The following is a 12,504-nucleotide window of genomic DNA, read 5'->3' on the forward strand; positions in this document are numbered from 1 at the left end:
ACGTTCACACGAAGTTAACCGAGCCGCCCGACGCCGGCGACAGCAGGCCCCCGGAGGCCAGAAGGGAACCCACAGCCGCGCCACTACCATGGACGGGGCCCGCGACGCCGGGACCGACAGGAGACGGGCGGAGGTGCCCGTCATACCGAACCTCCATTCCAAGCAAAGGAAGATCAGTGCTTCGCACCCATGAGGCCGGCACCCTTCGTGCCGCCGACGCCGAAAAGACAGTCACGCTCACCGGGTGGGTCGCCCGGCGGCGCGATCACGGCGGGGTGGCCTTCCTGGATCTGCGCGATGCCAGCGGCGTCGTGCAGGTGGTGGCGCGCGACGAGGTGCTGACCGGCGCTGCGCACGGGCTGCGCAACGAGTACTGCATCAAGGTGACCGGCACCGTGACCCCGCGCGCGGACAAGGACGTCAACCCGGACCTGCCCACCGGCGCGATCGACGTCGTGGCCGACGAGATCGAGGTGCTCAGCGAGTCCGCGCCGCTGCCCTTCCAGATCGACGAGCGGATCACCGTCGGTGAAGAGGCACGGCTCAAGCACCGCTATCTGGACCTGCGGCGCCCTGCCCAGGGCGCCGCCATCCGGCTGCGTAGCAAGGTCAACGCCGCCGCCCGCACCGTCTTGGCGGCGCGTGACTTCGTCGAGATCGAGACCCCGACGCTGACCCGCTCGACTCCGGAAGGCGCTCGCGACTTCTTGGTGCCGGCACGCCTGCAGCCGGGCAGCTGGTACGCCCTGCCGCAGAGCCCACAGTTGTTCAAACAGTTGCTCATGGTCGCCGGCATGGAGCGCTACTACCAGATCGCGCGCTGCTACCGCGACGAGGACTTCCGCGCCGACCGGCAGCCGGAGTTCACCCAGCTGGACATCGAGATGAGCTTCATCGAGCAGTCCGACATCATCGAACTCGGTGAGGCGATCGCGACGGCGCTGTGGCAGGTCATCGGCGTCGACATCCCCACACCGTTCCCGCAGCTGACGTATGCCGACGCCATGGCCCGTTACGGTTCCGACAAGCCCGACCTGCGATTCGACCTCGAGATCCACGAGTGCACGGAGCTGTTCAAGGACACCACCTTCCGCGTGTTCCAGGCGACGTATGTCGGCGCCGTTGTCATGCCCGGTGGTGCCTCCCAGCCGCGCCGTCAGCTCGATGGCTGGCAGGAATGGGCCAAGCAGCGCGGTGCGCGCGGTCTGGCCTACGTGCTCGTGCAGGACGACGGCACTCTCACCGGCCCGGTGGCCAAGAACCTCACCGACGCCGAGATCGCCGCGCTGCCGCAGCACGTCGGAGCCGAGCCCGGCGACTGCATCTTCTTCGCCGCTGGCGAGGTCAAGGCGTCCCGCGCTCTGCTGGGTGCTGCGCGCTTGGAGATCGGCAAGCGGTGCGAGCTGATCGACGAGTCCAAGTGGTCCTTCCTGTGGGTGCTGGACGCCCCGCTGTTCGAGCCGTCCTCGGATGCCGTTGCCTCTGGTGACGTGGCCGTGGGCTCGGGCGCCTGGACTGCGGTGCACCACGCGTTCACCATGCCGAAGGCCGAATTCGTCGACACCTTCGACACCGACCCGGGCTCGGCGCTCGCCTACGCCTACGACATGGTCTGCAACGGCAACGAGATCGGCGGTGGCTCGATCCGTATCCACCGCAAGGACATCCAGGAGCGCGTCTTCAAGGTGATGGGCCTGAGCGAGGAGGAGGCGCAGGAGAAGTTCGGCTTCCTGCTCGACGCGTTCGCCTTCGGTGCCCCGCCGCACGGCGGCATCGCCTTCGGCTGGGACCGCATCTGCGCGCTGCTCGCCGGCACCGACTCGATCCGAGAGGTGATCGCGTTCCCGAAGTCCGGAGGCGGTTTCGACCCGCTGACAGCGGCTCCGGCTCCGATCACGGCCGCACAGCGCAAGGAGGCCGGTGTCGACGCCAAGCCGGAGCCTGCCTCGCCGGTGTCGGAGAAATAGCCCGCACGTGAGTCGAAAGAAGGGCCGGTCACCGCGAATTCGCGGTGACCGGCCCTTCTGAGAGATTGCGCGGGTAGGTCATGGCCGGTGTGTGGGTCTGGGTTCCAGCGGTGGGTGGTCCAGGCGGTGCGGATAACGCGTCGATGAGGCGATGAACGCGTCGATGAGGCGATGAACGCGTTGATGACCGGGGTGCGTCGTTCGGTGCGGACGCGGAGATCCCACTGGTAACAGACACGGTGCCCGCTCTTCGCGACCGCGTGACTGTGCTGGCTTCTGGCGAGCGCCGAATACATGCCCGCACAGTCTGTCCGTCGCCGATGTGGCACCAGGGGTCGCCTCATGGGTCACATGAGCCCCGAAGACCTCACGCATCACGCATACGTCGCCGATGCGGCGACGACGAGGACCCTCGCGTGGTGCGGTGACTCCCACCCGCCACATACGCCACATGCGCCACGCTAGCAACGCTGGTGTGGTTGGAAAGACGATTACTTCCGGTCGCGGTCGCGATACTGGGAAGTAATCGTCATCTCGACCATGCACTCGCTGTGCCGGGGCCAGCCCGGGCACCCGTACGTCGCCGATTCGGCGACGTACGGAGGGCGATGGCGGATACGGTGGGCGCCACACCGAGCGCCTACCCGCGCAATCTCTTACATCCCTGTTGCCCGCACGTGAGTCGGAAGAAGGGCCGGTCACCGCGAATTCGCGGTGACCGGCCCTTCTTCCGTTCCCGTGGTCGTTGGCCACTGATGTCGTTGCGGCCCGGCAGCTCAGTCGGCGAAGCGGGCGCTGGCCAGTTGCCGGGAGTGCGCCACCAACCGGCCGGTGCTGTCCCAGATGTCGCAGTCCTCGTTGAGCAGGCCGCCGGCGACATGTGTCGCGCTCAGCGTGACCTGCAACCAGCCCGGAGCCGGTATGCCGCGCACATATCCGGTGAACTCCACGGTCGGCACCCAGCCGCTGGATCCGAGATCGAAGGCCACGGGAGGAAAGGCGTCGAGTGCAAGCAGCAGCGACACGGCATCGAAATCCCGCTCGTCGGCGAGGCGCAGCCACCCGCGCATGAGCCCTGCCCCGCTCGGCCGGCCGACGGCCCAGCCGACGGTCGCCGGATCCATGCGTAGGTCCCACCGCTGCAGAAAACCGGATTTGGTCAGCGCCGATGGCGGGGCCTCCCGTGCCGAGACGCACTCCTCCGCGGCCGGAATCGATGGTGCTGCAAGCGTTTTGCGCACTGGCTCGGCATACGTCGCGAGGTCGCCGAGGGTGAGCAACGCCCGCAAGCGCTCGACCTCCTGGCCGTCCTGGTCCTGCGTCACGCGAACCTGCGCGGTCGTCATACGTCGCCCGGTGCGCAGGATCTGCGGTTCGACGGTGACCGGTCCGGCGGCGCCGGGGGACAGGAACACCCCCGAGAAGCTCAACGGGTCGGCGTGCCCACCCTGTGCCTGGCTGGTGCTCGACACCGCCGTGGTGGCCATCGCCATGAGCAGGCCGCCGTTGACGGCCTCCCCGATCGCCCAGTCGTCACTGAGTTCGCCGACCCAGGTGGAGCCATCCGGCCGCAGCGCGATCGCGTCGTCGTAGTCGGTCATGGGGTCATCATGCCGACGACACCGATCGCACTCACGACCCGCCCGGCCGCTGGTCAGGCCGGCCGCAGCCGACGGCTCGCCCAGGCGCGAGCGACCTGATACCCCAACCCGGCGTAGACCGACCGGGCGCGGTCGTTGTCGGCATACATCCCCAGCGTGGCCACCCCGTCGCGCTCGACGGCCCTTCGCGTCAGGGCCGCGGTCAGTGCCAGACCGAGGCGCCGGCCGCGTGCGTCCGGATGTACGACCAGCCCGGTCAGATGGGGCGCCCCACCGCCGGTGCGATGCAAGGCACCCGCGACGATCAATCGGCCGGATTCGCGCAGCCCGAGCCAGTATTCGCTTGTGCCCGTGCCCGGCTCGGACTCCGCCGTGGGGTTGCCGATCGCATTCAGTGCTCGGATCTCATCGGCATCCCGGGTGTCGTCGAGTTCGTGCAACAGCTGCTCGGCAGGTATGACGGGCGGGGTCATCGTCGTCCACATCCAGTCCCAGTTGCCGCCGACGGACAGCCGTTCGCCGAAATGCTCGTGCAGCAGCGGCAGATTCACGCGCTCGATGCTGATGCCGTTCACCTCAGGCTGCAGGTGTGTCGCCACAGCACGCAACAGCACCGCGACGTCGGCAGGCGGGCCGAACATGGTGAGGCTGCGCAGGTGACGCGAGTGCGAGGTGCGCTCGAACGCGACGGCATCGCCGTACACACGGATCGGTGAGGTGTGCGGCTGCGCGATGTCCCAGCGCACGAACGGGTCGTCGCCCCACGCGCGGTGCAGTTCGAGGCCCTCAAGAGTGCGCACCGAGTGGTCTGCTGCAGGTGTCACCTCAGCCATTAGTGGTCGCGAAACCCTCACCCGGCGTGCGTCCGTAACCATCGCCGGAGTCCGCGCCGGTCGTATCCTGCGTCACCCCGTTAGCGTGTCACAGGTGACTGACGACCTGTTCGCCGCGGCCAACTCCACCGACAGCGCCGACGCCCATCGACTTCCGCTGGCGGTGCGGATGCGTCCGAGATCGGTCGACGAGGTCCGGGGGCAGGCCGATGCCCTCAAGCCGGGTAGCCCGTTACGCCGCCTCATCGAGGGCGCGCGGGGAGCAGCGGGTCCGGTGTCGGCCATCCTGTGGGGCCCGCCGGGCACCGGCAAGACGACCTTGGCGCACCTGGTCGCGACGGCTGCCGAGCGGCGCTTCGTCGAACTGTCGGCGATCAACGCCGGCGTCAAAGATGTGCGCGCGGTGATGGATCAGGCCACCCGAGAGCGGGATCTCTACGGCCGGCAGACGGTGCTCTTCCTCGACGAGATCCACCGGTTCAGCAAGGCGCAGCAGGATGCCCTGCTGCCAGGCGTCGAGAACAGGCTGGTGGTGCTGGTCGCGGCGACCACCGAGAACCCGAGCTTCAGTGTCATCGCGCCCTTGCTGTCCCGGTCGATGCTGGTGCGGCTCACGTCGCTGGACGATGCGGATGTCGCTGCGCTCATCGACGACGCGGTGGTCGAGTCTCGTGGATTGGCAGGCGGGTTCACCCTCACGGATGCCGCACGTGATCATCTGGTCCGGATGGCCGGAGGTGACGCGCGACGCTCGTTGACCGCACTGGAGGCCGCGGCGGGCGTCGCTCAAGACGCTGCTGCGGGCGAGCAACCGGTGCCCATCGAACTGGCTCACGTCGAGCAGGCGATGGCGACCGCTGCGGTCCGCTACGACCGGGCCGGGGATCAGCACTACGACGTCGCCAGTGCGCTGATCAAGTCGATGCGCGGCAGCGATGTGGATGCTGCCTTGCACTACCTGGCACGGATGCTGGAGGCCGGCGAGGACCCCCGCTTCATCGCCCGGCGCATCGTGATCGCGGCCAGCGAGGACGTCGGCATGGCCGATCCCACCGCCTTGCAGACGGCGGTCGCAGCGATGCACGCCGTGGCTCAGATCGGCATGCCGGAGGCACGCATCATCCTGGGGCAAGCCGTGGTGCACAACGCGCTCGCGCCGAAGTCCAATGCGGCCTATCTCGGCATCAACGCGGCGATCGCGGACGTGCGTGACGGACGCGGTGGAGCAGTGCCCGCGCATCTGCGGGGGAGTTCGTATGCCGGCGCGTCCGCGCTCGGTCATGGCGACGGCTATCGCTACAGCCACGACGAACCTGGGGGTGTCGGCCCGCAGCAGTTCCTGCCAGACGATCTGCTCGACGCGGACTACTACCACCCGACGGATCGGGGCTGGGAACACACCCTTGGTCCGCGATGGCGCATGGTGCGATCAATTGTCAAGGGCACAGATGAAAAACAGTAAAGTGGCAGTTTCGACTCAGAAATAGGACGAGCGACCACGACGGGCACAACCGAAGTGGTTTGATCGAGAGACGTTGGTGTGCAACAAGTTTCGACGGTCATGGCAATTCAAACGCAACGCCCGATGGTGATCTTGACGCAACAATTCCAGGCTATTCACAGTCCACATGTTGGTAACGATTGGGTTACCGCTGGCGTCTGATCCGGTGAATTCCGGTCGATCCGTGTCAGATTTCTTCCGGTTGCTGCGAAGGCACAGGGAGATGCCGTCGGCAGCCGCACGGGAGTGATCCCGGTTGATCTGTCACCGACACCCTTCTGCGGAGGATCCATGAGCCAGGGCCCTGATGCCACCGTTCTGCTGAGCGAAGCAGAGACGGTGGAGAGCCCGGAATCGGTTGCTCCGGCCAAGGCGGGTCTGTCGCCGACCCAGATCGCCCTGGCACGACTGCGCAAGGACAAACTCGCGTGGGCGAGTGTGGTCGTTATCGTGTTCTTCGTGCTGGTCGCGATCTTCCAGGACCTGATCACGAAGATCGTGGGCGTCAACGGTGACACCGATCAGACGCTGCTGGATCCCAACACCACCCTGCCGATGTTCACGGCGACCGCGGCCCACCCGTTCGGCGTGCAACCGCAGACCGGTCAGGACTTGTTCTACGAGTGGGCGCATGGAGCGCGGCCGAGTCTTATCGTCGGCATCGGCGCCTCGCTGCTGACGATGATCATCGGTGTCGTGCTCGGCCTGCTCGCCGGATTTCTCGGCGGCTGGGTGGACCGGGTGATCTCCTGGGTGATCGACTTCTTGCTGTCGCTTCCGTTCTTGTTGATGGCGATTGCACTGGTGCCGGTGGCGCTGGCCCGCTTCGGGCATCCCGACGGTTCCGGCTACATCCAGCCCGGGCGCGAGGCCGCCATCCGGTTCGCATCCCTGATCTTCGTGCTGGTCGCCTTCAGTTGGCCGGGCCTGGCCCGCTTGATCCGCGGAGCTACGTTGTCGCTGCGCGAGCAGGAGTTCGTCCAGGCGGCCCGGTCCCTCGGACAGCCCACCTGGCGGGTGGTGATGAAAGAGATGCTCCCGAATCTCACCGGCCCGATCATCGTCAACCTGACCGTCCTCATCCCGGCGTTCATCGCCGCCGAAGCCGGTTTGTCCTTCCTCGGTGCCGGGCTCAAGGCCCCCATCGTCTCGTGGGGACAGACCATCGCGGCTGCCACCGGCAGTTTCGACACCTATCCGATCTGGCTGTGGATCCCCGTCGCCAGCATCGCCCTGCTCGTTCTCGCGCTGAGCCTCTTCGGAGATGCCGTCTCCGATGCGTTCAACCCGGCCACCAGGCGCTGAACGAGCACGCAGCGCCCCGCCCCACCCCGTCAGGATCACCAATCGCACGTCGTCGGTCGTCACGCCGGCAGTGCACATCGAAGGAGAAATACATGCGTTGGACCAAGGTTGTGGCCCTCGCCGCAGTCGGCACCGTTGCGGTCGCCGGATGCGGTGGCGGTTCCGCAAACACCAAGAGCACTGCGAGCAACTCGGCTCTGGGTGACACCTTTGAGAAGGTGCCGGCAAGTGCCGGTCTGCAGCCCGACGTGAAGGGGCCGGCGGCCGAGGTCGCCGGCGCCACGAAGGGTGGGACCCTCACCTTCAACGTCAACTCGGTGCCGGAGTCCACCGACCCATCGGTGCAGTACTACCAGGACACCGCCGCGATCATGCGGCTGACGAACCGAACGCTCACCCAGTTCAAGATGCAGGGCAACAAGTCGGTCCTCGTCCCCGACATGGCCACCGACCTGGGTTCGGTGTCGAAGGACGGCCTGACCTGGAGCTTCACCCTCAAGCCCAACTTGAAGTATGAAGACGGCACCGCCATCAAGGCGTCCGACATCAAGTACTCCGTCGAACGGTCCTTCGCGGTCGACGAGCTGCCGGGTGGTCCGACCTACCAGATCGACTACTTCAAGGGTGGCGACACCTACAAGGGACCGTGGCAGTCCAAGGGCGGTCTCGACTCCATCAAGGCCGACGATGCCACGGGCACGATCAGCTTCACCATGCGCAAGAAATTCGCGTCGTTCCCCTACTTCGCATCGTTCACGATGTTCGGTGGCATTCCGCAGGCGAAGGACACCAAGACCAACTACCAGTTGCACTGGATCTCCTCCGGTCCCTACAAGATCCAGAGCTACAACAAGGGCACCAACCTGACTCTGGTCAAGAACACCAACTGGGACGCCAGTTCCGACCCGGCCCGGCACCAGTACCCCGACACGATCACGTTCAACTTCGGCAAGGACATCCCGACCACCGCGAAGTCGATCATGGCCAGCAATGGCACCGACGCGACGACCGCGTCGTATGACGGTGTCGACGCCTCGATCCTGCAGCAGGCGCTGGGGTCCAACAAGAACCAGGTCGCGACCGGTGCGTCGCCGTGTGTTGCCTGGCAGACCCTGGACACCCAGAAGATCCCGCTGGAGGTGCGCAAGGCGATTGCGGTCGCCTACCCCTACGACCAGCTGCGCATCGCCGGTGCGGTGACCCAGTTCGATTACTCACCGGCGTCGACCATCGCCGCCCCGCAGATCCCGGGCTTCGAGAAGTATGTCGACCCGATGTTCCCGGGCAAGGGCAAGGGCGACCCCGCCAAGGCCAAGCAGATGCTGGCGGCCGCGGGCAAGACCGGCTTCGAGCTGAGCTACTACTACACCAACGACGACCCGACAGCCCAGAACGTCGAGGCTGTCCGCAAGCCCCTGCTCGAGGCGGCCGGCTTCAAGGTGAAGTCGATCGGTGTCTCCAAGACCGAGCGTCGCAAGAAGGTCCGCGACCCCAAGGCCGAGGTCAACATGGGCCAGGGCGTCTCCGGTGGATGGTGCTACGACTGGCCGGCAGGTGACTCGGTCTACCCGCCGCTGTTCAACAGCACGCTGCCGCTCAACGGTGGCGTCGGCAACCTCAAGGACAAGGCTCTCGACAACGAGATGTCCGACATCTCTCAGCTGCCCCTGGAGCAGCAGGGTGCCAAGTGGACCGCTTTGGACAAGAAGATCCTCACCACGATGGTCCCGGCGATCCCGACCAACTACAGCAAGGGCTCGGTCATCTTCGGCACCAAGGTGCACAACACCGTGGTCGACCCCAACTCGGGTATGCCGGACATCACCGGCATGTGGGTCGGCTGACCGACGCCGAGATGCCCGTCTGACCGGTGGGGGATGGCGCGCGGTTCGCGCCGCGCACCATCCCTCACCACGGCCGGCTCCATATTTCCGCCCTGACCAGGAGTTTCTCTTGCTGATCTACCTGCTGCGCCGCATCGTGCTCGGCGTCAGCGTCGTCACCGCGGCGATCGTGGCGACCTTCGCCATCTTCTTTCTCGGTCCGAGCGACCCCGCGGGCGCCCTCTGCGGCCGCAACTGCACGCCCGACCGCATCGCGACCATCGAGAAGAGCCTCGGCCTGGACAAGCCGAAGGTCGAGCAGTTGGTCGACTACGTCGGCGGTGTCGTCGTCGGCCGGGACATGCGCGCCGGCGGCCTGGTCAATCACTGCGACGCACCGTGCCTCGGTTGGTCGTATGTGCAGAACCGCCCCGTCACCGACATGGTGATGCAGGCCTTCCCTGTCACCGCCTCAATCGTGGTCGGCGGCGTGGTGGTCTACACCATTCTGGGCATCGGCCTCGGCATCCTGTGTGCGCGCTTCCGCGGTCAGTGGTTGGACAAGGTGATCGTCACGATCTCGCAGGTGCTCGGCGCGATTCCCTACTACGTCCTTGCGGTCGTCTTCTTCCTCTACGCCATGAAGTTCTACGGCGTGATCCCGCAGAGTTCCTGGACCCCGCTGACGCAGAACCCTTGGGCGTGGTTCACGGGGCTGCTCGGTGTGTGGTTGTTCTACGGCACGATCGCATCTGCGTCATACGTGCGCTACGTGCGTGCCTCGATGATCGACGTGCAGGGTCAGGACTACGTTCGCACCGCCCGCTCGAAGGGCATCTCCGAGCGCCGGATCGCCGTCAAGCACGCGCTGCGCGCGGCCATCGCGCCCTTCCTCACCTTGCTCGGGCTCAGCATCGCCGCGGAACTCACCGGAGCGATCTACACCGAGACGGTCTTCGGTCTGCCCGGCATGGGTCTGCTGTCGATCAACTCGTTCAACAACAGCGACCTGCCCGTGATCAGCGGGGTGGTCGTCGTGTCCGCGGCACTGATCGTCGTGGCCAACATCATCGTGGACGTTCTGTATGGAGTGGTGGACCCCCGCGTGAAGCTGTCATGAGCGCCCAGCCGAACGACGCCGACATCGTCGAGGTCGGCGGCCCGACGGATGTGGAGAACAACGCCGCCCAGGCCGGCCGGACGGTCCTGACCGTCGACGACCTCAAGGTGCAGTTCCCGACCGCGGATGGCCTGGTCAACGCCGTCAACGGGCTGAGTTACTCGGTGCGGATGGGGCAGACCCTCGCGATCGTGGGGGAGTCCGGGTCGGGCAAGAGTGTGTCGTCGATGGCGGTCATGGGCCTGCACGACGCCAAACGCACCCGGATGACCGGCTCGATCAACCTCGACGGCACCGAACTGCTCGGCGCGTCGCAGGGCACGATCCGCCGGATTCGCAGCGCCACCGCGTCGATGATCTTCCAGGACCCGCAGTCCTCCTTCCACCCGTTCATGAAGATCGGCGCGCAGATCGCTGAGGCATATGCCGAACACCACCACGTCTCCAAGCGCGCCGCGATGGCGCGGGCGATCGAGATGCTCGACCGGGTCGGCATCCCGAACGCCAAGCGCCGGGCGAACCAGTACCCGCACGAGTTCTCCGGCGGCATGCGCCAGCGCGCCATGATCGCGCTGGGTCTGGTCAACGACCCGAAGCTGCTCATCGCCGATGAGCCGACCACCGCACTCGATGTCACGGTGCAGGCGCAGATCCTGGATCTGCTGGCAGATCTGCAGAGCGAGTTCGGTTCCGCGATCATCCTGATCACCCACGACCTGGCCGTCGTGGCGGAGGTCGCCGACGAGGTGCTGGTGATGTATGGCGGTCGCGCCGTCGAGCAGGGCACGACCAGCGAGGTGCTGGCATCGCCCCGGCACCCGTACACGTGGGGCCTGCTGGGCAGTGTGCCGTCGGTGTCGGCGCGCGGTGGCAGGTTGCGCGCGATCCGGGGGTTGCCGCCGAGTCTGATCGACCTGCCCACCGGGTGCTCGTTCTGCCCGCGCTGCGACTTCTCCGACCGCGTATCCGGAAGCCGTTGTGCCACACAGCTGCCCGAACTCGCTGAGGTCGAGATCGGATCGACCCGGCGCAGCCGGTGCTTCCTCGAACAGCCGGCCTCGATCTTCGAGACCGAGATCGCTCCGACGCTGAAGTGAGTTCCGAGATGATGACGACGACGACCGACGAGCGTGCTGCTGCGGCCACAGGCGATGCGGCTCCGCTGCTCGAAGTGACCGACCTGGTCAAGCACTACCCGGTGAAGGAGTACGCGAGGCTCTTTCCCAAGACGCTGCAGACCCGCGCCGTCGACGGCGTCAGCTTCTCGCTGAAGGCCGGCGAGACACTGGGGCTGGTGGGAGAGTCCGGCTGCGGCAAGACGACGACGGGCCGGTTGATCACCCGGCTCATCGAACCCACCAGCGGTTCGATCCGCTTCGACGGCACCGACATCGCGACGATCAAGGAGAGCAAGCTCCGGCCGTTACGTCGCGATTTCCAGCTCATCTTCCAGGACCCCTACCAGTCGCTGAACCCGCGACAGACCGTCGGCACGATTGTCGGGACCCCGCTGGCGGTGCACAACCTGGTGCCGAAGAACAAGATCAAGGCGCGCACCGCTGAGCTGATGGAGCTCGTCGGCCTGAACCCCGAACACCTCAACCGGTATCCCAACGAGTTCTCCGGTGGCCAACGGCAACGCATCGGTATCGCTCGTGCGCTCGCGGTCGAGCCCAAGCTCATCGTGGCTGACGAGCCGGTGTCAGCTCTTGACGTCTCGATCCAGGCGCAGGTGATGAACCTCATGGAAGACCTGCGCCAGAAGCTCGGCCTGGCATTCGTCTTCATCGCCCATGACCTCGGCGTAGTGCGGCACTTCTGCGATCGCGTCGCGGTGATGTACCTCGGCAAGATCGTCGAGATCGGCGCCAGTGACGACATCTACACCGCGCCGCAGCACCCGTACACACAGGCGTTGCTGTCGGCGGCTCCGGACTTGAATGTGGTCCGTGGCGCAGAGCCCAACGAGCGGATCCGCCTCACCGGTGATGTGCCCAGCCCGATCGACCCGCCGACCGGCTGCCGGTTCCGCACCCGTTGCTGGAAGGCGCAGGAGGTCTGCAGCACCACCGAACCGGTGCTCGAGACGCCGGACAGCGCCGTCCGCGGCAGCGCGCACCGGCTCGCGTGCCACTTCCCCGAGGTGCGTACGGACCTGGTGGCCGAGGCCCCCGTCGACTGACCGGCCCCGCCCACGATGCGGACCTGACAGCCGTGATCGCCCCACCGGCGGTCGGCGTGTGCCAGTCTGCCGATCGACGGCGTGGCAGCCTGCCCGCCGTCATACTCGGTGGGACAGGTGGGTGTCAGGGGTGCGTCGTCGAGCATCGTGGGTCGCAGCAGGGGTGGTAGCC

At 66.5% G+C, this 12,504-nt stretch carries 9 protein-coding genes; 7 read left to right on the forward strand and 2 right to left on the reverse strand.

All coding sequences use genetic code 11. The features are described 5' to 3' along the window. Window positions 1-176: 176 nt before the first annotated feature. Window positions 177-1,967, forward strand: a complete 1,791-nt coding sequence (gene aspS / locus BKA23_RS06455; RefSeq protein WP_145226559.1) for an aspartate--tRNA ligase — start codon at window positions 177-179, stop codon at window positions 1,965-1,967. A gap of 776 nt (window positions 1,968-2,743) precedes the next feature. Here aspS and BKA23_RS06460 read toward each other — a convergent pair. Both BKA23_RS06460 and BKA23_RS06465 read right to left on the reverse strand, forming a co-directional pair. Next, the gene (locus BKA23_RS06460; RefSeq protein ID WP_145226561.1) at window positions 2,744-3,568 is read right to left on the reverse strand and encodes a thioesterase family protein; all 825 of its coding nucleotides are present in this window, start codon (window positions 3,566-3,568) and stop codon (window positions 2,744-2,746) included. Window positions 3,569-3,621: 53 nt separating this feature from the next. After that, window positions 3,622-4,392 carry a GNAT family N-acetyltransferase gene (locus tag BKA23_RS06465; protein WP_170226394.1) on the reverse strand — a complete coding sequence of 257 codons (771 nt, stop codon included), beginning with the start codon at window positions 4,390-4,392 and terminating at the stop codon, window positions 3,622-3,624. 103 nt (window positions 4,393-4,495) lie between these two features. Between BKA23_RS06465 and BKA23_RS06470 the strand changes: the two genes are divergently transcribed. The 6 genes from BKA23_RS06470 (at window position 4,496) to BKA23_RS06495 (ending at window position 12,332) form a co-directional block, all read left to right on the forward strand. After that, window positions 4,496-5,863, forward strand: coding sequence for a replication-associated recombination protein A (locus BKA23_RS06470; protein ID WP_145226565.1), 1,368 nt, complete (start codon window positions 4,496-4,498; stop codon window positions 5,861-5,863). A 330-nt stretch (window positions 5,864-6,193) separates the two neighbouring features. Next, complete coding sequence (locus BKA23_RS06475) at window positions 6,194-7,207, forward strand: ABC transporter permease (protein ID WP_145226567.1); 1,014 nt, start codon at window positions 6,194-6,196, stop codon at window positions 7,205-7,207. Between the two features lie 92 nt (window positions 7,208-7,299). Beyond that, window positions 7,300-9,051 (forward strand): ABC transporter substrate-binding protein, encoded by a 1,752-nt coding sequence (locus BKA23_RS06480; protein WP_145226569.1) that lies wholly within the window; start codon window positions 7,300-7,302, stop codon window positions 9,049-9,051. 109 nt (window positions 9,052-9,160) lie between these two features. After that, a complete protein-coding gene (locus BKA23_RS06485) occupies window positions 9,161-10,150 on the forward strand; it encodes an ABC transporter permease (protein WP_145226571.1) in 990 nt (329 codons plus the stop codon). Then, window positions 10,147-11,247 (forward strand): ABC transporter ATP-binding protein, encoded by a 1,101-nt coding sequence (locus BKA23_RS06490; RefSeq protein WP_145226572.1) that lies wholly within the window; start codon window positions 10,147-10,149, stop codon window positions 11,245-11,247. Before BKA23_RS06485 ends, BKA23_RS06490 begins: the two co-directional genes overlap by 4 nt. 11 nt (window positions 11,248-11,258) lie before the next feature. After that, window positions 11,259-12,332, forward strand: coding sequence for an ABC transporter ATP-binding protein (locus BKA23_RS06495; protein WP_145226574.1), 1,074 nt, complete (start codon window positions 11,259-11,261; stop codon window positions 12,330-12,332). Window positions 12,333-12,504: the final 172 nt, after the last annotated feature.

Origin of the sequence: Rudaeicoccus suwonensis (assembly GCF_007829035.1) — a bacterium.
GTDB classification, from domain to species: domain Bacteria; phylum Actinomycetota; class Actinomycetes; order Actinomycetales; family Dermatophilaceae; genus Rudaeicoccus; species Rudaeicoccus suwonensis.

What these genes read in the sequence shown, in the direction of transcription:
- BKA23_RS06480 (WP_145226569.1), top strand. Translation starts at nt 7,300, where the DNA reads ATGCGTTGGACCAAGGTTGTGGCCCTCGCCGCAGTCGGCACCGTTGCG.
- BKA23_RS06490 (WP_145226572.1), top strand. Translation starts at nt 10,147, where the DNA reads ATGAGCGCCCAGCCGAACGACGCCGACATCGTCGAGGTCGGCGGCCCG.
- BKA23_RS06495 (WP_145226574.1), top strand. Translation starts at nt 11,259, where the DNA reads ATGACGACGACGACCGACGAGCGTGCTGCTGCGGCCACAGGCGATGCG.
- BKA23_RS06460 (WP_145226561.1), bottom strand. Translation starts at nt 3,568, where the DNA reads ATGACCGACTACGACGACGCGATCGCGCTGCGGCCGGATGGCTCCACC.
- BKA23_RS06475 (WP_145226567.1), top strand. Translation starts at nt 6,194, where the DNA reads ATGAGCCAGGGCCCTGATGCCACCGTTCTGCTGAGCGAAGCAGAGACG.